The following is a 23,036-nucleotide window of genomic DNA, read 5'->3' as shown; positions in this document are numbered from 1 at the left end:
GGGCATCCTTTTGTCCATATATGGTCCCATCTATGAGTGCATGGTTGACATTTGTGAGCCTTTTATGCGGAGTTCTCTTAGCCCTAGTTGCTGTGGTTTAGGCTGGGAGATTTCGCTCCATGTTATTTTCTAAAATGTTCTAAACTACAGTAAGATCCGGTGCTTGGTGTTAGTAACCCTGCAGAAACTAGCTTTGTGACCCTGCAGCCTCCTGCACCACACACAGCCACCCAGTGCTTAGACCGCAGACAACTTTCGGAGTGAGAGAGAACTTCAATTACTGCCGTTAAAGCGCCTTGCCACCCACTGCATTAGCCATTCCTACGCTACGCTCCACAAGCCCCCAGACGGCTGCTCTGCCAACAGCGAAAGTGCCACCTAAACACGCACATAACACGCTGTATTTCCGTTGTAACCAAGCTGGACACGCAGCAGAGCTCATGCCCCACTACTCGGCGAAACTCAACGAAAAACACCTGCTCCACACTACTAAGCGCCACAGGCACACCCCGCGGTATACGTATCTACCCCGAGCAGGTCAACCCTATAGCGCGTATGGACTTTCCACGTAACTTAGGGAGTGGGTGCAGTCTCTTCTATGGAGAACGCTACAGCGCGCTCCATCGTAACTGCGGCTGCGCCGCCCCAGATGTGCTAGCGCCTTCAACAATGGTGCTGGCACAGATGTGTTGTGACGCGTGGCGACGCAGCCGGTGCTACCTCCTATCAGCACGCTACTTCTGCCACTTACTCCTGTGCTTCCAGATATAGAATTGTTAGCACCACAATTCAAGTTACTTCCAAATACCCCATTCAGACCATTCCCTAACGCATCTAGTCTGTGTACTTCCACATCGCAGTTTTCTGTACAGCCTCTCTCACTTTGAAATTTGTCATCGCTGAGCATTTCCGAGCTTTTTACAAAACTTCCGCCTCGTACTGTCGCCGTAACATGTCCAAACCTCTTCCTGCCATGTGGGTTGGCATCCAGCGTTTGGTTATTTTCAGTACATTTAGAAGTACTTGGACTCTTGGCTATTACAGCACACCGTGCAGTCTGACTAGATTCTCGCTGAGCAAGCAAGCCAGTAACAGTTTCTTCAGTCTTGCGCAAACCGTTTTTAATTTCGTGTCTTGCGGCTGACAAAACATAGGCACAGCGGTCTTTTCCCCTCTGCTTACGTATTTTTAGATTTGCTGCCGTAACATGTCCAAACCTCTTCCTGCCATGTGGGTTGGCATCCAGCGTTTGGTTATTTTCAGTACATTTAGAAGTACTTGGACTCTTGGCTATTACAGCACACCGTGCAGTCTGACTAGATTCTCGCTGAGCAAGCAAGCCAGTAACAGTTTCTTCAGTCTTGCGCAAACCGTTTTTAATTTCGTGTCTTGCGGCTGACAAAACATAGGCACAGCGGTCTTTTCCCCTCTGCTTACGTATTTTTAGATTTGCTTTTGTGATTTGAGATACCATTCTCCCTCCCCCGTATCTGTTGTCAAAGATTTCAAAATGCTCTCGCAAAGCACATAGAACGTATTTGATGCATGCTCACCACTGCCGACTTTCGACAGCTGTGGCATGAGGGAAAAGCCTCACTACCACCATGCCAGTACACCGTTCAGGAACACAGCCCAGCACAGGCTCTAAACGAATAACCATGCCAGCACACACCACGTAGAGTATATATTATTACCTCGCGAGTGTCTATATGCTAACAGCGTAATGTCGTGTTGGCGAAAGGGGGATACTTATCCCCTTTCATTATGTAATCAGCCATAGGAAAAGGTTTAACCCAGGAGATACGAAATAGAGGTACGTGGTTACACGACTTGATGTTATTTCCAGAGTAAGCATGGAAATCGTATCTTAACCCTCACCTAAGGCTTTCCAGCATCAGGTGTTTATTACGTAGTAAAGTGAAGTGTGGGGCAGGTGCATGATAGAGTATTGCATTCAATGCGCGAATCATCATTAAAACCGTGGTCTGCCGCGCTGCTGCCAATGAAGCACAAAACGCGTTAGCTGTTCCATAAGGTGGTGGGGCACGCACTAACCTATAGATCTCCATGCTGCTAGTTTAACTGCACCGGTGCAGTGTGATCTAATGCTAGCGTAAGGTTATGGAGTGCTGCGTTTTATGAAGTGAACTGGTTAAATCTATCCGTGAACTTGGTGACTCATTATGACCCTGAGAATGTTGACCGGGTTTGCCATGACCGACCTTATTATCGCTCCTGTCAAGTACTTGAGTGCAAGCGCCATACGCTGTCTCTTCGGCGCTGAGCATTTCTACAGCATCACTGTATAATAACAACCCTGCAGTGCCAGCAGAATTTGCATGGGAGCTGCTAAGATTTGGAAGGGCCCTTGTCACTACATTCTTACTCACCAAAAGTTTCCTGAGCACAGATCCTGTATTATCAATAGTTTCAGGGTCGGCGGACACCGCAATAGGAACATTGTTGCAGGCTTTACACGCTGCCAATGCCCTTTGCACGTAGTATGACAGAATTTTTGGCGCATTACTACATGAAGCTAGGCCTTGCTCCACGACATGCAAATGTTCTGCAGTACGACGCGCAGTATCTTGTACGTCTTGCAGTCTTGCATCAGTAAGCGGCGTCGCTTTATTAAGCTCCGTTTCCAACGAGCACAGAACATCGAGTACATCCACTACGTGCTGCTTTAATATATCCTGTAAGTTACCATCGACTGACAATAGCGCCTCTCTCACCGACCCAGTTAAATATTTTACATGCAGTAGATTAAACCTAACAAAATCGCTATAGTGCACTAGTGATAGCTTATGCTTTTCTGATCCCAATACCGCGAGGACGAAGTCACACATCAATGTCACTAGCGTTCGGTCGTTGTTGTATGCGCTTTGCCCTACAGGGACTGATAAGTTGCCTCCGGCAATCGCTTCCCGGGCATGTTTAACACGTTTTAAAATATGCGCTGCTAGCTCATCCCGCTGGAAGGCATTATAAGCAGAATCAAGAAGATCCGCCACGGCGGACACCATAACGGCAGTTTCTTCTAGTGATGCATGCTCCTTCCACGAGCTTCCTATCTCGCAACTATTTGAAAACGCTATTAAAGCGTGCGCTATAGCATTCATTGTGTCGCCATAAAGGGTGTTTATAACACTCACCTCAGGGGTGTGACAGACTTCTCTTTCTCTGCCATTGCGCACAGGAACTTGCACTGCTTTTACACATTTTCCAAGCTCAACTATGCATGCCCCTAGCAAATCTGTGTTTCCACGAACACACAGGTGTCGCACTTCCTCTTGCATGGTTAACAGCGCAGTGATAGCTTCTAGAAGATCGTTTTCGAGACTTCTCGGATTGCCTTTTTTAGATTCTGCCACACTCACTGCAGATACTGCATCAATAGCTCGCTCGTAAGCGCCGCAGACTTTCTTGAGTTCAGCCGCAACGCTCAGCAAAATTTCCCCGATGCGATCCGGCGATAAGTTATGTTTGTTAAACATAACGCGATCCACATAGCTGTGCGTTGCATGTACGCGAGTAATATCTGTGCTGCAACCCCCGGCATTCACTATCCCTTCGTGCTGTAGCTCCGCGCATGCTTCGATGCCGGACGACTTTGCTCCGCTAATGGATCGGGTTAAATATGTTCTTGTAGTACTGTACGCAGCATCAGTAGTATATTTTGCGGAATACAAAGTTGCAAAATGATAAAAGGAGCGGCTCTCTACTTCAGCAAGGCGGGCGGATTCTATTAATTCTTTTTGTGCATACACGTTTTTCGATGTCTTTTTTGCAAAGGCCATAGCAGATTTGTAAATTCCCTTTGCTGTTTTTTGTATTTCCTTTTTAGCCTCTGTGCCTGGGACATTAGGTGTTCTGCTAAGAGCAGCAGCCAATGCTACTAGGCGTTTCACCATACTGGCGACGTTCTTTTTGTACATCGGCAATGAGTTTTTACGTGGTACAGTGACCGCGAGGATAGGAGTTGTTTCTAGAAGCTCTGCAATGGCTTTAGTAGCGCTCACTGTGAGCATAAGTTCAGCCTTAAACGCATAAGAAATGCGCACACAATGCGGCGCAGTGTACTGTGTTGGATCTAGGATAGCTAGGGCATCAGCGAATATATAATGCACAAGCTCTTTATTCACAACACTACTAAAGACTCCATCTTCGATCAAGAGTCCCTTTCTGACATACATTTCATTAACAACACCACGAGCAGATTTAACTTCCGCAGTCAGTATATCCTCGATGGCCATCCTATGTTGCGGACTCTGATTATCACTTAGTACTCCGGAGAGAGCTGCGACCAACACAGTGTGTTTAAGCAAGCATTCTTTCTCGTTGTCATCGGCTTGCTCTGCAATAAAGAGCAATGCAATAACGACTTTACTTTAACTGCAGTGAAGTTCTGCAGCAGTACTAGCATGTTGTTCTTCAATTACGTGGGAAGTAATAGCACTGCTAGGTCTTTCTGTTGTGTCATGAAACAGAATTGACTTTTTACCTAATTCAAGCGAAAAGTCGTGTTCTACTGTTTTCTCTCTACATCCTTGATTCCATATTGGATTGCTGGCCATTGATTCTATTGACCTTCCAGCTAATTTCTGCAAAACACTTGATAGTGTTGATTGCCCATCGGTTGACAATATTACCTCTCCGTTAATAAAGTTTAGGAGATTGTGTAACTCTTGTCCATAAGCAAGATTATGTAAGGTTTGTACAAACTCAGATGGCCACGTTTCTGGGCCCCTTTCTCTCCATGACACAACTTGCCTGTCAAGCATCGCTCCTTCTAAGTCTACCTCATCCTCTTCTAAAGCTTCATCATTTCTTCGTACATGATGATCACTGCTGTTTGTTTGAGCTTGATAGGTATTGCGCAAACATTCACTTACCTTGTTTCTTATAACGCAGTAAGTGAAAGAATCATTAAATTTTCTAAAGAAATTATTTTGGAAAATTGGGGAGCTTTGCCCCGGCAAAGTGCCATTCTTAGCAGCAGTTAGGAGAAAGGCTGCTATCCAAACGTTATCTGCGCTTTCATTCAAGATACGTACAAGCTCAAAAGCTTTTCCAGAGTAGAGTAGAGATAGGATGTGCAAGCAAGTTCCCTGTTTATTTTGTCTTTTTTCTAGAGCATCAGCAAAGGTCTTTCCGTTTTCTATATCAAAGCACGCAAATAGATATTGCCTGTCCATTGTGATTACGTCCTCTAATTTTGGTCCTTCAACAAAATATTCTGGAAGCTCCATAGGAGAAGACATTGTCGAAAGCAGAAACTTTAAAAACCCCGCAGTGGGCATATTGTAATGTTTAGGCATATCCTTCGAAAACTTTATACTATTCTGAATGAATGTGTTTAAAATCCTTGTTTCCAAAGTTCTATTGTCACCACGCGAGAGTTTTGTACGCCTCCAATACTGTATGATTCCGCGGAATACATTATGGTTGTTAATAATATCAAAACCCATGCTGGTACCTAGAGGCTCTAAAGGAGCAGTAATAGAATCTGTTCCCTTTTCAAGCTGTTTCTGATATTCTCGGGGCATTTCATGTTTGCTGCCTATTGTACTAGCCAAGGTAGCGTGGCTTATCCAGTATGATGCCGTTTCAGCGTGCATTGAAATACATGACATTAGAAGGCGTGCATATCTTTTAAAAAATTCATCTCCTCGTTCATCGCCCTTGAGGAAATAATCGTTATATATTTTCGTGAGTATCTCACTTCTTTGGTTCTCACAAGATGTTATACGGAGAAAAGGGGCCTTATTTTTTGGAAATACAACCCTAATAGCAGTAGCATCTTCAAACTTTCGTTCTGTAATTCTAATCACCTCTTCACGCAGTGATTTCGTAGAAGCAAGGGACAGATAGATCTTCATGTCACTTGTTGCTTCTAAGCCCTTTAAATCCATGACTTTATTTACTAAATACCAGTGACTCTCAGGGCGCAAAAACTTGAATTCATAGGAATGTTTTGTACTGTAGCTCCTACTGAGACCCATGAAGCCACTACTAGGTGTTTCGAATAAGTTCATCAAGTCTGAAAACTTCCTTCTGTCAGTTTCAGGGACCTCTATAACCACAACACGCTTCCTATTTACGGCTTCAGGGGGATTATCCCCTCGGCAGTAGTTATCATGGTGAAAGGAAAATACATGTGGCGCTTTTTTTGGGTCAACTGATCCAGATGCATGAGTGATAATTTCCCTGTTAGTTGTATTGCTATGATCAACTCTCGCTAGGGCATTCAATGAACTTGCCATATCACCGCTTTCTCTATCTTCTACAAGTGGCGCTTCGCTTGTGCTCATAGATGGGCCAGCTGCATCTGCTGGAACCAATATTACAGCTGGTGAAGGTATGGCGTCAGAATCTTCAATTTCAACAGCTTCTATCTCATCTCTATCGCTATCAGCAGTTATTACGCTGTCACTCCTCAGAACAGTTTCTGTCAAGTTATCCGCTGCCACTTTCTGGGCTGAAGCCATATTTTCAGCGTTTCTACTCATTTCGACAGGGCTCTGTCCACTAGTGATTTGTTCATTCTCAACATCGTGTGAGAACTCCCGATGTTCATCTTGTAACTCTTTCTGCCTACCCTCCAATTCTGTCCGTCTTTCACTCATTATTTTTAGGTAATGCGTCAAGATTGAGACGGTGCAGATGAAAAACAAAGCACTAACCAAAGCACCGAAAACCCACGAGAGAAGTACTATCCTTTCTTTTCCTAGCCTCAACCTCTCTGCAAGCATCAAAGCCATTGCACATACGGCAGCAGCAAGTGTTAGTAGAATTCCCATTCCCCATAGAACACCTGCACTTAATCTATCCCTTCTCATCTTGGTTCCTTTATTCAATTTACTTAAAATTTTTATCTTTATGTTGAAAACAATTCTGGGCAATAAACCATTATTGTTAATACGACAGCTGCCTCCTTTTGCAATCGGCAGATGAGATGTGTATAAGGACCTTAGTTTATAAGATATATTGTGAATATCTATCCGCGCCAGAAGAGGGCACAAGGACGTAAAAACACATATCCATAAAGTGGTTTATTTTTATTAATACAATTAACCCTTTCGGCCACATGATAGCGTCAATCTTGTTAAGAAATCAACTTATTTCCTTTGCAAGGAATGGATTGAGGAGCCAAACGCCGATTTGCAGTTGTGTATGTGCCATAGAAATTTGCATGGGGTCGACGCCTATAGATAGAGATCTCATTCATGGTGGAAAAGGAAAGCGCACACATTCCCACAGGCCATAAGTGAGAAGAGCAGCTTTCCCTAAGCTATTCTGCTAAATTTACTGTGTTACTCTTTTGCTTTGGTCAGAAGTGCCACTAATAGAGACCTTGTTAACACTACGCGATGGCTTACCACTAGAAAAAGAAAAATCAACAATATTTTCGTTACTGGATTCCATCAGTGTCTTCTGTATTTTTGTTGTGGGCTCAAGCTGTTGTACAGAACTTGCAGCATCTGATGCCATAACTTCCTCCCACCTTGCTGTTTCCCCGCAACTCACTCTAGGTGCGCCTTTTTCATAGGCAGAAGCTTCTGCATTTTGTAAATTACTTTCTCCCGTGTTTCTATCAGCATCTTTATTGGTACTATAATATTCTTCGCAACCACCTGAAAGTATCTTCCTTATACCAATAAACTCTTCCTTCACGGGAAGTACGTACATGCCCCTTGCCTTGCTATTCATGATTTCTCGATAGAAGCCACGGCCAATATAACCTTTTCTATAGGGCCATATACATTCCAAGAAGTAAGAATCTACCAAACGTGTCATGTTTCTATACAGAACTAGCAAACCCTTAACATCCCTTGAGCCCTCACCAGAATCGAAAATTACACTTGCCTTTTCCTCTCCTTCTAAACACTCGATAGTAGAAACGACAGCATACGGAATACAGTTAAAAACATCCGGAATACAGTTAAAAACATCATTGGGCTTTGATGTGTTCAAATCAGAGCTAAGTGCAAAGCAAGAACTTGGACTCGCCGCCAAGTCCTTTAACCTTCGAAACTCTTCCAATCTTTCTGTGTAGCCACTGACAGCTTCAAGTGCAGCCGTAAGGCCAAGCCTAGTTCCGCCAGGGGATAATGCCATTGCCGCTAACAGATGTTTATTCTCCTCGCTGGCAGAATATAAATCTTGGACCACTCTGTCAAAAGTACTTCTATCTGCTTTAGCATCATAAACACTGAGCATTGTTTTCACACTATTCTTCAGGTAATAAATCTGGCTGCAGAGGAAGGAGGATTCCGCCTCTGAAGTAAACGTTTCTTCTAAAATTGCATTGATGATAAGTGCCTTTCTCAGAGTCTCCTGGAAGTAAAACATGTAATGCAACGTCATCAACACTGCAGGCTTTAGACCTCGCTCGATGAATAGAGGATTGCTTTTTCTGCAGGACAGCCCATAGATAGCACACATTGCCTCATACAGAAGCCCTGATCTAACATCTGCCGGGTGAGCAAAGCTACTGGGTGTACACAGCCTGACCGATTCGAGGAAGGCAAAAAGAACACGAGTTTCTTCATCGCTCTTATATTCCTGCATAAACACCTTAAAACTAGCGTAATTTTGCGCAATATCCGCAACGAACCTGGCTCCTATAGGGCTGCAATAAAGCGCCCCATTTATATCAAACCCCGTCAAATGTGTTTTGCGTCTCTCTTCATCTTTTATCTCTATAGCAAATTCCCATAACTCGCTATAGTAGAACCTCAAGTATCTTATGAAAAGCCTTTCTGTTTCGCCACTTCTAATAGCCTGATACGAAAACATCAGTTTCAGAAGGTTGCAGTACGTAACTGGCATGTCGACATTATAAAAAACATTGGAATTAACAAAATCTGCCGGCTTTCTAGCAGAACCCCTGGGTATCTCGATCATGACGTCCGCACCAATGTTTACCCGCCACCCAAAAGGCAACCTAACTCTACGAATAATTTGCACATCCTGAGTTAGGATTGGATACCCATCTCTAGGAGAGTAAGTAACTATTCTAAATGGTGAATTAACCGCATTCCTTTCTGCACGAATCTTTCTATTTTGCAGACTTGTCGGTACTACTTCTTTGAACTTTTTCTTCTCTATATCATTAAGCTGCTCTTCACCTATATCAGCGCTATTTAGCGCAAAAATTGCGTAATCAAAGAGCCCGCTCGCAATATGCCTAGATGCCGGTTCTACGCTGCCATCACTGTTAAATTTGGGTACAGAGGCTGCCGCATTTGCATGAGCAACGCACAAATCCTCTTTTTTCCTTTCTTCCTGCACAGGCTTCCCTTGAACATGCTCATCGGACCGTTCCAGAACATTTAGTGACCTTTCAGGAATATGATCCTCCATTGTATCGGGCATACATGAAAAGCAGTTCTCATCATGCTCATCTGATGTCCGGAGGCTCGCATCCTGTTGTTTGAGAGCGCCACAGTCATTGGGATCTTCTGTAGCAGCGTGTGTTTCTTCCTCTATGGGCATATACCCTAAAAGCACGGAGCGCCTACGAAACGCATATGCTATTATTCCACAGACGAGGATCCCGGTAACAGTGAGCACCGCCGCAGATAGGAATAAGTACAACTTACCTAGGCTGTAGCCAAACGGTAAAGCGTTCCTTCTCATACAATATAGATGGTAAGAGAGAGCAGCAGCAGTCGCGCATATAATAAGAACCGTGCCAGCGATGACAAGACCAGTTGCTACAGCACTTAACCTTTTAGCAGAAGCGTCAATTCCTAACGAAGTTTCTTTGTTTTTTGCTTTGGCGTACATTTTAACCACGTCATTAAAGTGTCATTTTGGCATTCGTGCGTGCCGCGAGAAAGCACGCATAGCACACCATTTATGCTGCATGATTCCATAATATGCAAGGCGCAATTGTATTTTTGCGCAAAACACCAGATGTATTTATGCCCTCTCCACCTAATCACGGTAGCGTCAAAGTACTAAAATTGCCAGTCTCAGTTTAGACACGCAATGTGCAACCGTGCTAAGCACAACGGAAAGGAATCCTCAGTGTGTATTACAGTTTTATTAGAAATTCAAGAGATTAGGTTTTTTGTTTATCTTTCTGAAGATCAATAATTGTACTGTTCAGAGGATTTCGCTGCACGTAATTAATAATGGCTTTTCCACATATATGCCTTCACTATTCATATCTTCGTACGTGCTCCTAAAAATAGCTATTAGCAGTGAGTGTCATAGTCAGTTTACTTGTGACTTGACCGTATGGTGTAGTGGTTGATTGTCTGAATTTTTGTCAAATAGCCTCCTTTTCCCATCACTACTTACCACCTGAGCAAAGGAACTCTTTTGTAATTTCAAGTCTTCTGCTACATTTAATTTACCGTAATAGCTTACATTTTCACTTTCACTCCGCCTTGGGTTGTGCATTACATAAGAAAAATAAAGTAGGGTGAAGCACTCAATATCGTTATACTAACATTCAATCCCGTGATTTTACTATGAGAAACAGTTTTTGGGTGAATTGCATTGCTTCTGGTTGCAACGTTTGCAGTATGGGAAGATGCCAAAGTGTTTCTCTGCTTCAGCCATATCACTTAACTCATGCGCGATTGCTGTTTTAGGAATGTTTGCTATTTTTTAGGACTTGTACACGTACTAAAAGCTCATATACTGAAATTGCTGGGATTTGGTATTGTTATGGCAAGTCAGAAGGCTCTCTCCTTAAGGATACGGAGCGTAAAATCTATACAAAAAACTACTAGGGTGATGCAGATGATTTCTGCGTCTAAGTTTCGTGTTGCTAGGAATAACTTAGCAAGTGCCCGGGAGTATTGTGCAAAGCTTGGGGGCGAAGCCTGCAACAGCACACGGGGGAAGATAGTTCTGGAAAACGCTAAGGGAAGGCTCATTGTTGTTTTCTCCTCAGATAGAGGATTGTGTGGGGGGTATAACTACTCCATCGCAAAGTATCTAAGAGAGCATATGGGCTCGTTGAGCGAGAAGGATGTGAGCTTTCTTTTTGTCGGGAAAAAGGCCTATGATTCCGTTCGCAGCACCGTGGAAAGTTATGGAAAAGTATTGGCGGTTGTGCCACAACCAAAGGGCATGAGCTTTCTTTCCTTTAAGGGGTTTCTCTATTCGCTGGGGATTGATTTTTGGAGTTTCAGTAAGGTTTCTGTTCTATACAGCAAATTTAACACGATAAACGATCACGAACAGATCGTAGAAGATATTTTATCAATAAGTAACCCGGATGATTTAGAGTATTCTGCTGAGGGAGATGAAAAGGACGGCATTGGGGACGAACTATGTTCTTATGATCCGTCACTTTCAGAAATTCAGAAGATGCTTTGGATGCAGGACTTTATGGGGAGATTCTATCTTGCACTGTGCAACAGTGTGACTTGTGAGCATTGTTGTCGAATGATCTCTATGGAGTCTGCTAATACAAATACGCAAAGTATGTTGGAAAGGCTTGTGCTTGATTATAACCGTTCAAGGCAGGCATCTATAACAACTGATCTTATAGAAGTAGTTAGTGGATGTGAAGCTCTGGGGTGAATTATGTCGGTTGATGTATCGTGCCCACCCTCAAGAGAGCAAGCCGAAGATGCAGTCAGGGTATTAATTAAGTGGATCGGGGATTCCGCGGAGCGTGATGGCCTACTGATGACACCTAGTAGGGTCTTGGATATGTATAAGAAGACCTTTAGCGGGTATGGATTCGATGAAGATGCAGTATCCAAGGGTGCAGTTCTTTCTAACGACGCCGGATACACAGATATGATAGTAGCCAAAGGAGTTGGCTTCTCTTCAAATTGTGAACACCATTTCAGCTCAGTTCAGGGGACAGCGAACATTGCTTATATTCCTAGGGAGAAAATCCTTGGTATAGGGCGGATAAAAAAGATAGTAGACGGTTTTTCTAGGAGATTGCAATTGCAAGAAAGGATGACCGTTCAGGTAGCGGAGCTATTAGAAAAAGTGCTTGATCCCATAGGTGTTGCCGTGCTTATTGAGGGGGAACACATGTGTGTTGAATGCGATATAAAGAAGATGTGGACATCTGGTTTCAGGTTTCAGACTAGCCATATGTTAGGCGTTTTCAAAGATAACAATGAGTTGCGCCGCGAGTTTTTTACTAGGCTTAAACTGGGATTGTAGATTGATTGGGAGTATGTTTTGGATATCTTAAACGCTGCAGAAGATGTTATCAAGCTCATAAAAGGGAAGGGAGTTGAAGGGGAGGTTGTCGTAAGTAAGCAGGATTCTATCTCTGTTTCTCAGCGATTGCTGAAACCTGAAGAAATGGTACAGGACCGTGGAGTCCAAATAGGTGTACGTGTTGTGGTTGGTGACAAGAAGCACGCTTGTATCTCTTCTAATGACATTGAGGGAATAGCAGATCTAATAGATACTGCAGTTTCCATAGCCGACTTATCTCCTGAAGATCCGTATTTTTCGCTCAGCGAAGAGGCGGGGTCTTATGCGGATAGTGGTGAGGAGCTCATGATGTGCGACGATACTGTCGTAGACGTAGGAAAAATGAGAGAGATTCTGACTACTATAGAAGAAGAAGCTCTAGCTACTGATAGTCGTGTGGTAAATACAGAAGAAGTAAATTTTGCCAAAGCAACAACTGAAGTAGCTCTGGTGAGCACAAAGGGTTTTTATGGTTCATATAAGAGATCGTGCTTTTCAGCTTATATCTCCACTGTAGCTTCAGAAAACAACAAGATGGAGGTTGATTATAGTTTCTCAGTAAAAAGTAAGTTCAGTGATTTAGAAGATCCTAAAACGCTGGGCAGAGAGGCTGCTAATAGGACTTTGAAAAGGCTCAATGCAAGGGATATCAAGACATGTAGAATGCCCATTGTCTTTGAGAATAGGGTTGCTTCCTCTTTGTTGAGCAATTTTGCAGCTGCGATTAATGGTGAAGCAGTTGCTAATAAGACGTCTTTTTTATCAGCCAAGATGGGGGAAAAAATTTTTAGGGATGACATCTGTATTGTTGATGATCCATTGGTAATAGGGGGTATATCCTCAAGGCCTTTTGATGGCGAGGGGATAATGAGCAAAAGGAAAAATGTAGTTGAGAATGGAATCTTGAAAAGCTGGATTCTGGACATGCGTACAGCGAAGAGGTTGTCTTTAAATACAACTGGCAACGCATCTAGGAGCTCTAATGCCTCGGTGAGTCCAAAGGTGAGCAATTTTTTTATAGAACCCTCAGGTATTTCCGTTTCTGAATTGATATCAGATATAAAATATGGCCTATATATTACTGATCTTTTCGGTTTTGGAATTAATTTAACCACGGGTGACTACAGTCAAGGAGCTTTTGGGTTTATTATAGATAACGGTTCGATCTCGTATCCTGTGCATGGGGTTACCGTTGCTGGAAACCTTGCAAGCATGTTTTCGAGCATGCGTGCAGCTAATGATCTGGTTTTACTTAAGTCCGTAAATTCTCCTACGCTGAGGTTTTCAGAGATGGTTGTTTCTGGAACTGACTGATATCCGAGAGTGCGAAAAACTTTGCAATGTGGCAGTATATCGATATTGTTGGTCCATGAGGGTAAGTGGGGATGGACGTGCAGGTTTGTACTTCTTGTGATGTGGCAATAGTTGGGGGCGGGCCAGTTGGCCTTTTTGCAGTCTTCCAGGCAGGTATGCTAGGTATGACCTCTTGCGTTGTAGACGCGCTGGATGTTATAGGGGGGCAATGTTCTGTTTTGTATCCAGAAAAGCCTATTTATGACATACCGGGATATCCTGAAATAAAAGCTCAGGATTTGGTAGATAGCCTCTATAAACAAGCAGCTCCTTTCAAGCCTTTTTATGTACTTGGGGAGATTGTTGAAAGCATCACAGAGGAAAACGAAGGTTTTATTATTGTTACCAATAAAAGAACCAGAATACGCTGCAAAGCCCTTATTATAGCTGCAGGCGCTGGGAGATTTGGCCCCAATCGCCCTCCCATTGATGGGATATTAGAATATGAAGGAAAGTCTATATTTTACAGTGTTAGAGAAATAGAGAAGTTTAGTGGCAAGAAAGTAGTAATTGCTGGGGGAGGGGACAGTGCTGCTGATTGGGCTGCAAATCTCGCTAAGGTTGCGGAAAAGCTATATGTGGTTCATAGAAGGCGCTCCTTTCGCTGTGCTCCTAGTACCTTGAAGGAATTGGAGGAATTATCAGGAAGCGGTTCAATAGACATCTTAGTTCCTTATCAGCTTGCAGGACTTGCTGGAGAAAATGGCATTCTCCATAACGTTGTAGTTAGTAACATTTCAACAAAGGAAGAGAAGGAAATAGAGGCAGACTATTTACTGCCATTTTTTGGTATATCGGCAAATCTAGGACCAATAGTAAACTGGGATTTAGGGGTGGAAGGCTATCAAATACCAGTAGAACAATCTACATGTAGAACAAGAAGAAGTAGAATATATGCAATAGGAGACGTTGCTTCTTATGCTTGCAAAATAAAGCTTATTTTGGTGGGATTTTCAGAGGCGTCGCTTGCATGTCAAGATATAAGGAGCGTGTTGTTTCCTGATGCCCCGCTGAATTTCGTTTATTCCACTACAAAGGGGATTCCCACGATTTAACGTTGGTTGCTATTCTGTGTTTTAGAAGGTGTGTACGTATCCCTGTTTCGATATGGCGATTTTGTTGTTATTCTCATCAAGGATATGAACATCTGGCTCAGATGTTATAGTCCCGATCTTTGAAATACTTACATCTAGGTTTTTTGCTAACTGTTCAACTTGTGCGCAACTTTCTGGTGGAACAGTAAATGCCAGTTCATAATCATCTCCTCCGGTTACAACACCTTCAAAGAGTTTTTTGTTAGATTGCAAAGCTGCGCGCGCTTCTTCAGATAATGGAATTTTTGAAGCCTCGATAGTTGCTCCAACCCGGGAGATTTTGCACATTTTCTGCACATCTTGTAGTAGCCCATCTGAGATATCAATACAAGCCGAAGCAAAGGTGGCCATTGAAGTCGATAGATTCACCCTCGGGATAGGTAGGTCATACCTTTTTTTCAGGTATATACATTTTCCAGATATCTTTTCTTGATAGGCCATTAAACCTAAAGCAGCATCTCCTATCGTTCCGCTAACATATAGATAATCGCCTACTTTTGCATTGTCTCTGGTTAAAATCCTGTTCTGGAGAATTCCCAAAGCTGTGATACTTATGACAATCACGCTTGATCCATTAGAGGTAACATCTCCCCCCACGAGGTTTATAGAAAAAAGAGAGTTGTCTTCTTTGAGACCTTCGGTAAACTTCTTCCACCATTTTTCAGTAGTTCCCTTAGGAAGAGATAGTCCCAAAAGATATGAATGGGGAGTAGATCCCATGGAAGCAAGATCTGACAGGTTAACTCTAAGCGCCTTTTTAGCTAAAAGTTTTGGATCACTTCCACTCAGGAAATGCACACCCTCCACCAGTAAATCCTTTGTCACTACTATAGAAGACTTGTGGAAGAAAACCTGTGCAGCATCGTCCTGACTAGTGACGTAGTCATCACCTCTACCTCGCAACAGGGGACGGATGTACTTCTCGATGGCACCGTGCTCGTTCATAATACAGGAATACTACTGGCTCCCTAGCACATTATCATTCCACCATTCACATGGATAGTCTGGCCAGTTATGTATCTACTTTCATCACTTGCCAGGAATAGCGCTACAGATGCTATCTCCTCGGGTGATCCCATTCTCCCCATTGGAATGCTACCCAAGATGTGCTCTCTCTGCTTCTCAGGTATTGTTTCAATCATAGGCGTATCTATAAATCCAGGAGCTACGCAATTTACAGTTATTCCACGCGAAGCGAACTCCAGCGCCATGGTCTTACTCATCCCGATTATCCCGGCTTTAGACGCAGCATAGTTGGCTTGTCCTATGTTACCGGTAATTCCAACAACCGATGAGATGTTTATTATTCTGCCACTTTTATTCTTTAACATAAGACGGCAAGCACTTTTGTTTATCTTGAAGACAGAAGTGAGGTTAACTGCTATTACCTTATCCCAATCTTCGTCGGTAATGCGTAGTGACAATTTATCCAGCGTTATGCCTGCAGAGCATACCACACCGTCAATTCCCGACATGCTTTCAGCAGCCTTGTCGACCAAGGAATCTACTTCAGAGGAGATCTCACCACATTCGGCTTACAGCAAATCTGACGTTTCTATGGCTGCTTAACTTCATGTCTACTTAGGTAAAGTGCTATTCAGCGGATCTACCCAGACTATGTAGTCATCTCGCATGTATATCATATTCACTTTGTTTGTTCTGGAATTTATAAACAAGAGGGCAGGTACTGATAGCAACTCCATTTCCATTACTGCATTGCTGACAGACATTCTTTTAAGAGAGATTTCCTCTTCCACGATCAATGGAGAGTTTTCAATATCTTCTTCAGTTTCTATACTTTCTGGGCTGAATGTGTACCCCTTACAGCTTCCGCTACTCTTGAGAACGCGATTTTCGCGGTACTTATCGACCCTTTCGCTTTTATATTTTTTCAATTTACTAGATATATGAGCCAAGGAGGAATCCACTGCTTTATATACCGTTTCAGCCTTTTCAGATGCCTTAATAAACTCATGTTGGCTTTCATCGTATATTGACACACAGGAGGTAAACAGATGTCCTTCTTTTGACAAAACCACTCTTGCATTTACAGCGGGATTTCCAGATAAATACCTTTCAACGTGTGCTCCAAATGCAGAGTTTATATGCGCTTTTATCGCGTCAGTAGCGCTATATCCTTTGCAAGTTATCATTATATTCATAACTGCTCCTCATAGAACCTCTACGGCAAATATTATACAGCCAAAGTCTTGAAAGTTTACTATTTCATACTTATACTAGAGGGCACGTAATTTATTACGTTTTGCGGGACTTTGTAGGTGTTTCGTTTATGCTAGCTACGTCGGTTGTTTCGGGGTCAGATGATCTGCTTGCATACATGGAGCAGGTTAGAGCCTTCCCTATGTTGTCTGAAAAAGAAGAGAAGGAATGTGCGGAAAATTGGTGCAGAAGTGGTTCTGTTGCCGATGCTCACAAATTGGTTACTAGCCACTTAAGGCTGGTAGTAAAAGTCGCTATGGGCTTTAAGAGCTATGGTCTCCCTTTGATGGAACTTATAATGGAAGGGAATATGGGTCTGATGCAGGCGGTCAAGAAGTTTAACCCCAGCTTGGGCTTCAGGTTGTCTACGTACGCAGTGTGGTGGATAAAGGCGTCCATAAAGGATTATATTCTGCGCTGTTGGTCATGTATGCGTATCGGGACGACGCAGGCTCAGAAGAGGCTTTTCTTCAGCTTAAGGAAAATAAAGAGAAAGCTATTGGGCTATAATTGCTTAATGGAAGAAAAAGACGTCAGTGCGGTAGCAAAAGAGTGTGGAACTTCTGAGAAGGAAGTTGAGGCGATGGATAAGTTTTTCTCGAATCGGGGAATTTCACTTAGTGAGAAAGTGCACAGCGAGAGTAGTACGGAGTTGCAGGATGTGATTCCATGTCCGAGCCCTAATCAAGAGGTTATGTTCTTGGAACATGAAGAGAGTGTCATGAGAGATAACATGATCAGCAATGCCCTCTCAACCTTGGATGGCAGGCATAGGGACATCTTTTTTCGGAGAAAGCTACAAGAAGATCCTGATACTCTTGAGAAGTTGAGTGAGGAGTATGGGGTTTCAAAAGAGAGGATTCGCCAGATTGAATTGCAGTCTCTGGCCAAAATCAAGGCTTTCGTTAACTCGAATCGGATTAGTAATGGTGGTTGTAGTGCTTAGCATTGGCGGCAGGGGCTAAATGTGTTGTTTTTGTCTCAGTGCTTGGCGTTTTTTCCTCATGCTACTGGGATTTTTCAGTTACTAATCTTTTGTGATAGATCGTCAGGTTTTGGTCTACGGTAGTAAGCGGCTTTCCGATCCTTTATTGAAAGAAGGGCTTTGATATTCGGTGTGACTAGTCCTAAAATCACGAGATGTATGCCGAATGTTAATTTCCCCCAAGGCTCTTGCGCCTCATGTAGATTGGGGTTGGTTATAGTATGGAAAATTGATCTGAAATTGGAGAAGATATAGCGTAGGGTTCGCTTGCTTTCGCCATAGCTTTGTTCAAAGTCGTTGGGTTTAAAATTCTAATTCATGGGGATGCTTTGTGTACGTACTGGGTGACAGCCCATAATCGACCCATAATTATAGATAGCTTATAAAGCACATTTTATTAGATATTAGTTGTGAGACTTATAATAGGCCCCTCAGTCGTCCTATGTGTTTTTCAAATCGCATATGTAAGTCTGCGAAATTATGAGGTTATGCGTTCGAGTATGAGTAATTTACTTGGTTTGTATAGGTCAATGCATACTTGAAATAAGGTCCAGTGTGGATAGGGAGAGATTCAACTCATAAAGTTGCTTTTTCCCTTCAATTTAACACACAGTGACCAACACGCTTCTTTGAGTGCAAGGTTTCTGCATATGTTGGCGTAATGTATCAAGGCTATAGTCAGAGAGAATTTGTACGCTCCTTTAGAATACCTACTAAAAGCAAGGCAACTCTACTAGCAGCCTAATATACTTCTTTCCTTTCTATCGCGCGCAGCTTCGCAGATCTAGCCCTTATATTACGGTCTATTTCCGCGTTAGTAGGCCTAACCACCTTCTTATTTACTAAGCCAAATCCTTGATTACACAAATCGTGGAAGATATTTTTTGCAATTCTGTCTTCAAGGGAATGAAAGGAAACTACTACAATCCTTCCGTTGTTGTTTAGAATATCTGATGCTGCCATAAGTCCCTTCTTTAGCTCAGATAGCTCGTCATTAACCCATATCCTAATAGCTTGAAATGTCCTTGTAGCAGGATCAATTGGGTTAGCCCTACTCCTGAAAACTACAGATCTGACAATCGCAGCTAATTCGCTGGTCCTGGTTATTCTCGTTTTGCACCTAGTATCTACTATAGCTCTTGCTACCTTTCTGGAGAATCTCTCCCCTCCATAGCGGAAAATAACATCTGCAATATCTTTTTCTGATGCGGTATTTACAAAAGTTTCTGCGCTTTTTCCCGTGCTCTCATTATTCATTCTCATATCGAGGGGACCATCTTTCATGAATGAAAAGCCCCTTTCAGGATCACTAAGCTGCATTGTGGATACACCAACATCAAAGACCGCACCATCAACCTTTTCAAAGCCATGGGATAATGCAATCTCCTTTAAGGAACCGAAGGTCGCATTAGCGAACTTGATTCGCCCAGGAAACTGTCCTGCAAGCTTGGTATAAAACTTTTTCGCTGTGGGATCCCGATCAATGGCTAAAATTCTACTACTTTCCGAGCACTGCAATATTCCTTGGCTATATCCACCGGCACCAAATGTGGCATCAATGTAGGATCCTCCATTTTTAGGGGAAAGCGCTTCTAACATTTCGTTGAGCATTACAGGATTATGGGAGTCCACGGTGCAATTTTATACAGGGTTCAGGCGTGAATTCTAGCAGAATTTTTTTCTTCTCCACACGCTATATTTTACATTTTAATGAGAAATTACTGCTTCTTCTTTAGCTACCTTATATCTTTCCCTAGGCTCTACGTGATTTTTACGTCTTCATGATACAGAGCGTTTGTAAAGTACTTAAACCCGTGCCAGGATTCTCATAACTGACATAAAAAAATTCTGCATTTTTCAGGAGAGTAGCAGACGAATGACGCTTATTTTCCCTTTTTATTATAGCCCACGAAGAGGAATGGGTCGAAAACCTCTCTTTCGTCCCGCGGTGAAAATTTCTCCTTGATCATAGAGAACAGAAGGATCATAAGAGGCTGCAACGGGCTATCTATAGATAGAGTTACTACTTTACTTAAGCATTTACCTTCCAGCATTTTCTTCTTTTCAACGATGTCCTGTTCGAAGAGTAAATCGCATTTATTGAGAACAACCACCTCAATTTTGTTGGCTAGTGTGTCGCTATAAAGAGAAAGCTCGTTTCTAACCAGTGAGTACGCCTTTGCAACATCGTCTAAGGATCCGTCGATAACATGAAGCAGCACTGAGCACCTTTCTATATGCTTCAAAAACTTATGACCAAGACCCGCTCCGCAGTTTGCATTTTCTATCAATCCTGGTATATCCGCCAGGATTAAGTCGTATTCTCCTACTCTAGCAACTCCTAAATGCGGTTCTAAGGTAGTAAACGGATAGTCGGCAATTTTCGTCTTCGACATTGTGCACCGAGACAAGATGCTCGATTTCCCCGCATTGGGCATGCCGATTATACCCACATCTGACAGAACTTTTAGCTGCAATAAGACGCAAAACTCTTCTTCTACTTCCCCTAAAGTAAAGTTTACAGGAGCTCTGTTGGTTGAGCTCTTATAGGTGGCATTTCCGGTTCCTCCTTTTCCTCCAGAAGCAACAACTTGCTTTTGTCCTTTAGTAGACAAATCTGCTATCAGATTCGTCCCAGATTCGTCATAAATCTGTGTCCCTACAGGGACCTTTACTATTCTGTCACGTCCTGCAGCACCGGTTTTGTTTCTTCCAGAACCGCCTTTGCCATTTTCAGCCCTGATGTGCTGATTATACCTGAAAAACAAGAGCGTATTTACCGCATCGCTGGCTTCGAAGATCACAGAGCCTCCGTTGCCACCATTGCCGCCATCTGGACCACCAAATTCTACGTACTTTTCTCGACGGAAGCTAACGCACCCGTTTCCGCCATTACCACCTCTAAGGTATACTTTGGCTTCGTCAATAAAACTCATTTTTCCTCACAGGGATTTATGCAAAACCGCTCCCTTGCCTAGGCTTTCTTCTATCCTTAGCAACTCATTATATTTTGCAATGCGTTCGGATCTTGACATAGATCCAGTTTTTATTTGCCCACTATTCAAGGCTACGGCTATGTGCGCAATGGAAGCATCTTCAGTTTCTCCAGATCTATGAGAGACTATAGTTGCATAGTCGTTTTTTTGAGAAATGCGTACTGCCTTTAAAGTTTCTGAAAGCGTTCCCACTTGATTTGGTTTTATGAGTACAGCGTTGGCGAGCCCCTTTCCTATATACTTCTCTATCAGCTCGGGATTAGTGACGAAAAGGTCATCTCCTACCAACTGCACCTTTTCCCCTAGTCTTGTAGTGAGCCTCTCCCAGCCTTGAACATCTTCTTCAGCCATTCCGTCTTCAATGGACACAATTGGATACCTATCTACGATATCTTCATAGTAGGATACCAGCTCTTCACTGCTCATAACCGAGCCAGAAAAACTATACGAATCGCCGTTATAAAACGTAGACGAAGCCACATCTAAAGCCAGGGCAACATCGTCATATGGCTTGTACCCTGCAGATTCTATAGATTCCAGCAAAATCTCAAATACCTTCTCGTTATTATCTATTTCTGGAGCGAAGCCACCTTCATCACCAGTATTTGTGCTAAAGCCCTTATTTCTGAGTACTTCTTTGAGCTTTAAAAACACCTCGGCACACATCTTCATCGCGGAAGAGAATTTGTCAGCTCCTATGGGGACTATCATAAATTCTTGGAAGTCCAGACCGTTATCAGCGTGCACCCCTCCATTGATCACATTTACAAGAGGAATAGGAAGTTCTTTTGCTATTACGCCACCTAGATACCTGTATAGGGGCACTCCCAAGCTATTGGCAGCTGCTTTCGCGCAGGCTATTGATACAGCAATTGTCGCATTAGCCCCCAGTTTTGACTTATTTTCAGTGCCATCCAGAGAGATAAGGCAATCGTCAATAGTCGCCTGATCAAACGGCGTTTCTCCTATCAAAGCGGAAGATACCAGTGAGTTCACGTTCTCTACAGCGCGCGCCACTCCATAACCGAAAAAACTAGCCGGATCCTTATCTCTTAGCTCCAAAGCCTCTAGCTTACCAACAGATGCTCCAGATGGAGCGGAGACCATACCTTGAGACCCATCAGATAGCGTAACAACAGCTTCTACAGTGGGGCGACCTCGACTATCAAGTACCTGCCTTGCAAACACGCTACTTATCGTGACAGCACACTTGTTATGCACTACATGTTCCCCCAATTCCCCCGAGTGGAAGCAAGTGTAAACAGTCTTCAACAAAAAGTAAATAATGGAACAATGCCCCTTTCATGGAACAGTAGACTGGCTTTTCCCGGCGTATCGCCAATGGAAGGTTCCTTCAGTGTCTTACAGGCAACACGTGACAGTAACGATTCTGTGACCCCTCGTGACTTTATCCTTTCAAATTGAGAAAAAAATCTATTTCTGCTTTGAGCTGCGGCATCTTCATTGCACGTCAATATTTTAGTTTTTAAGGTATATAAGCGAAGATTTTAGAAGCAACACCTGCGGGAGGTTATGTTGCGACCAGAATTTTATTGACACCACTGCTCATGTAAAGCAGAATCTAGACGTTGTGATATGTCGATCTGAGGCTCTGTTATTATGTTCGCTGTCGTTGAGACTGGTGGAAAGCAGTACAAGGTTAAGGAACAGGATGTGATAAAGGTTGAGCTCCTAAAGGCTGCGGTGGGTGATAAGGTTTCCCTGAAGAGTCTTGCTACTTTTGACGATGGGGGTAATGTTAAGTTCTCATCTGATAGTGGAGGGGTTTCGGCAGAAGTTGTGTCTCATTTTAGAGCCGATAAGATTATCGTGTTTAAAAAGCGGCGCCGTAAGAACTACAGGCGTAAAAATGGACATAGACAGAATATGACGGTTTTGCGTGTAGTAGAAGTGAGGTAGGCTGTGGCTACTAAAAAGTCCGGTGGTAGTACCTGTAACGGTAGAGACTCGAGAGGTAGAAGGCTAGGAGTCAAGAAGTTTGGGAGTGAGGTTGTCGTTCCTGGAAATATCATAATTCGCCAACGTGGAACTAAGTATCATCCTGGCAAGAATGTGGGGATGGGGAAGGATCACACGATATTTTCTAAGATTTCTGGGGTTGTTTCCTTTAGAAAGAGAGCTGGTGGAAAGGTTTTCGTAGGACATTCTTCCGGCTGATGTTGTTTCTTTATAAAT

16 protein-coding genes and 1 pseudogene are annotated in these 23,036 nt (G+C 43.1%); 7 read left to right on the top strand and 10 right to left on the bottom strand.

Annotated features, from left to right (window positions below; all coding sequences use genetic code 11):
* Window positions 1–544 precede the first annotated feature (544 nt).
* The 4 genes from ANPL_RS02680 to ANPL_RS02665 form a co-directional block, all read right to left on the bottom strand.
* Window positions 545–1,474 (bottom strand): hypothetical protein, encoded by a 930-nt coding sequence (locus ANPL_RS02680; protein ID WP_169193237.1) that lies wholly within the window; start codon window positions 1,472–1,474, stop codon window positions 545–547.
* Between the two features lie 634 nt (window positions 1,475–2,108).
* Window positions 2,109–4,373: a hypothetical protein gene (locus ANPL_RS02675; RefSeq protein WP_169193236.1), complete on the bottom strand. Its 2,265-nt coding sequence runs from the start codon at window positions 4,371–4,373 to the stop codon at window positions 2,109–2,111.
* 18 nt (window positions 4,374–4,391) lie between these two features.
* Window positions 4,392–6,842, bottom strand: a complete 2,451-nt coding sequence (locus tag ANPL_RS02670; RefSeq protein WP_169193235.1) for a hypothetical protein — start codon at window positions 6,840–6,842, stop codon at window positions 4,392–4,394.
* Between the two features lie 466 nt (window positions 6,843–7,308).
* Window positions 7,309–9,795: a hypothetical protein gene (locus tag ANPL_RS02665; RefSeq protein WP_169193234.1), complete on the bottom strand. Its 2,487-nt coding sequence runs from the start codon at window positions 9,793–9,795 to the stop codon at window positions 7,309–7,311.
* Between the two features lie 891 nt (window positions 9,796–10,686).
* On the opposite strand from ANPL_RS02665, the gene ANPL_RS02660 reads away from it, so the two are divergent.
* The 4 genes from ANPL_RS02660 to ANPL_RS02645 all read left to right on the top strand — a co-directional run bounded on the left by ANPL_RS02660 (window position 10,687) and on the right by ANPL_RS02645 (window position 14,600).
* On the top strand, window positions 10,687–11,550 hold the full coding sequence (locus tag ANPL_RS02660; RefSeq protein ID WP_169193233.1) for a F0F1 ATP synthase subunit gamma: 864 nt from the start codon (window positions 10,687–10,689) through the stop codon (window positions 11,548–11,550).
* Between the two features lie 3 nt (window positions 11,551–11,553).
* Window positions 11,554–12,153 carry a GTP cyclohydrolase I gene (gene folE, locus ANPL_RS02655; RefSeq protein WP_169193232.1) on the top strand — a complete coding sequence of 200 codons (600 nt, stop codon included), beginning with the start codon at window positions 11,554–11,556 and terminating at the stop codon, window positions 12,151–12,153.
* A gap of 18 nt (window positions 12,154–12,171) precedes the next feature.
* A complete protein-coding gene (locus ANPL_RS02650) occupies window positions 12,172–13,506 on the top strand; it encodes a TldD/PmbA family protein (RefSeq protein ID WP_169193231.1) in 1,335 nt (444 codons plus the stop codon).
* A 71-nt stretch (window positions 13,507–13,577) separates the two neighbouring features.
* Window positions 13,578–14,600 carry an NAD(P)/FAD-dependent oxidoreductase gene (locus tag ANPL_RS02645; protein WP_169193230.1) on the top strand — a complete coding sequence of 341 codons (1,023 nt, stop codon included), beginning with the start codon at window positions 13,578–13,580 and terminating at the stop codon, window positions 14,598–14,600.
* A gap of 21 nt (window positions 14,601–14,621) precedes the next feature.
* On the opposite strand, the gene thiL is transcribed toward ANPL_RS02645, so the two are convergent.
* The 3 genes and pseudogenes from thiL to hpf form a co-directional block, all read right to left on the bottom strand.
* Window positions 14,622–15,584 carry a thiamine-phosphate kinase gene (gene thiL, locus ANPL_RS02640; RefSeq protein ID WP_169193229.1) on the bottom strand — a complete coding sequence of 321 codons (963 nt, stop codon included), beginning with the start codon at window positions 15,582–15,584 and terminating at the stop codon, window positions 14,622–14,624.
* A 23-nt stretch (window positions 15,585–15,607) separates the two neighbouring features.
* Window positions 15,608–16,150, bottom strand: a pseudogene (gene fabG / locus ANPL_RS02635) (3-oxoacyl-ACP reductase FabG); the annotation flags it as partial.
* Window positions 16,151–16,216: 66 nt separating this feature from the next.
* Window positions 16,217–16,801 (bottom strand): ribosome hibernation-promoting factor, HPF/YfiA family, encoded by a 585-nt coding sequence (gene hpf, locus ANPL_RS02630; protein WP_169193228.1) that lies wholly within the window; start codon window positions 16,799–16,801, stop codon window positions 16,217–16,219.
* A gap of 128 nt (window positions 16,802–16,929) precedes the next feature.
* Here hpf and ANPL_RS02625 point away from each other — a divergent pair, with 128 nt between their 5' ends.
* A complete protein-coding gene (locus ANPL_RS02625; protein ID WP_169193227.1) occupies window positions 16,930–17,805 on the top strand; it encodes an RNA polymerase factor sigma-32 in 876 nt (291 codons plus the stop codon).
* A 780-nt stretch (window positions 17,806–18,585) separates the two neighbouring features.
* Here the strand turns inward: ANPL_RS02625 and rsmH are convergent.
* The 3 genes from rsmH to eno form a co-directional block, all read right to left on the bottom strand.
* Entirely contained in the window at window positions 18,586–19,476 is an 891-nt protein-coding gene (rsmH, locus tag ANPL_RS02620; RefSeq protein WP_272899031.1) for a 16S rRNA (cytosine(1402)-N(4))-methyltransferase RsmH, read from the bottom strand.
* Between the two features lie 251 nt (window positions 19,477–19,727).
* Window positions 19,728–20,780, bottom strand: a complete 1,053-nt coding sequence (gene cgtA, locus ANPL_RS02615; protein ID WP_169193226.1) for an Obg family GTPase CgtA — start codon at window positions 20,778–20,780, stop codon at window positions 19,728–19,730.
* 6 nt (window positions 20,781–20,786) lie between these two features.
* The gene (gene eno / locus ANPL_RS02610) at window positions 20,787–22,061 is read right to left on the bottom strand and encodes a phosphopyruvate hydratase (protein WP_169193629.1); all 1,275 of its coding nucleotides are present in this window, start codon (window positions 22,059–22,061) and stop codon (window positions 20,787–20,789) included.
* Between the two features lie 399 nt (window positions 22,062–22,460).
* On the opposite strand from eno, the gene rplU reads away from it, so the two are divergent.
* On the top strand, window positions 22,461–22,760 hold the full coding sequence (gene rplU / locus ANPL_RS04690; protein ID WP_174764265.1) for a 50S ribosomal protein L21: 300 nt from the start codon (window positions 22,461–22,463) through the stop codon (window positions 22,758–22,760).
* Between the two features lie 3 nt (window positions 22,761–22,763).
* Window positions 22,764–23,018, top strand: a complete 255-nt coding sequence (rpmA, locus tag ANPL_RS04685; RefSeq protein ID WP_174764264.1) for a 50S ribosomal protein L27 — start codon at window positions 22,764–22,766, stop codon at window positions 23,016–23,018.
* Window positions 23,019–23,036 lie beyond the last annotated feature (18 nt).

The sequence above is a fragment of the Anaplasma platys genome (genome assembly GCF_012790675.1).
Taxonomy (GTDB): Bacteria; Pseudomonadota; Alphaproteobacteria; order Rickettsiales; family Anaplasmataceae; genus Anaplasma; species Anaplasma platys.
The sequence above is the reverse complement of the archived record's forward strand: the minus strand, read 5'-3'. Positions and strand labels throughout refer to the sequence as shown.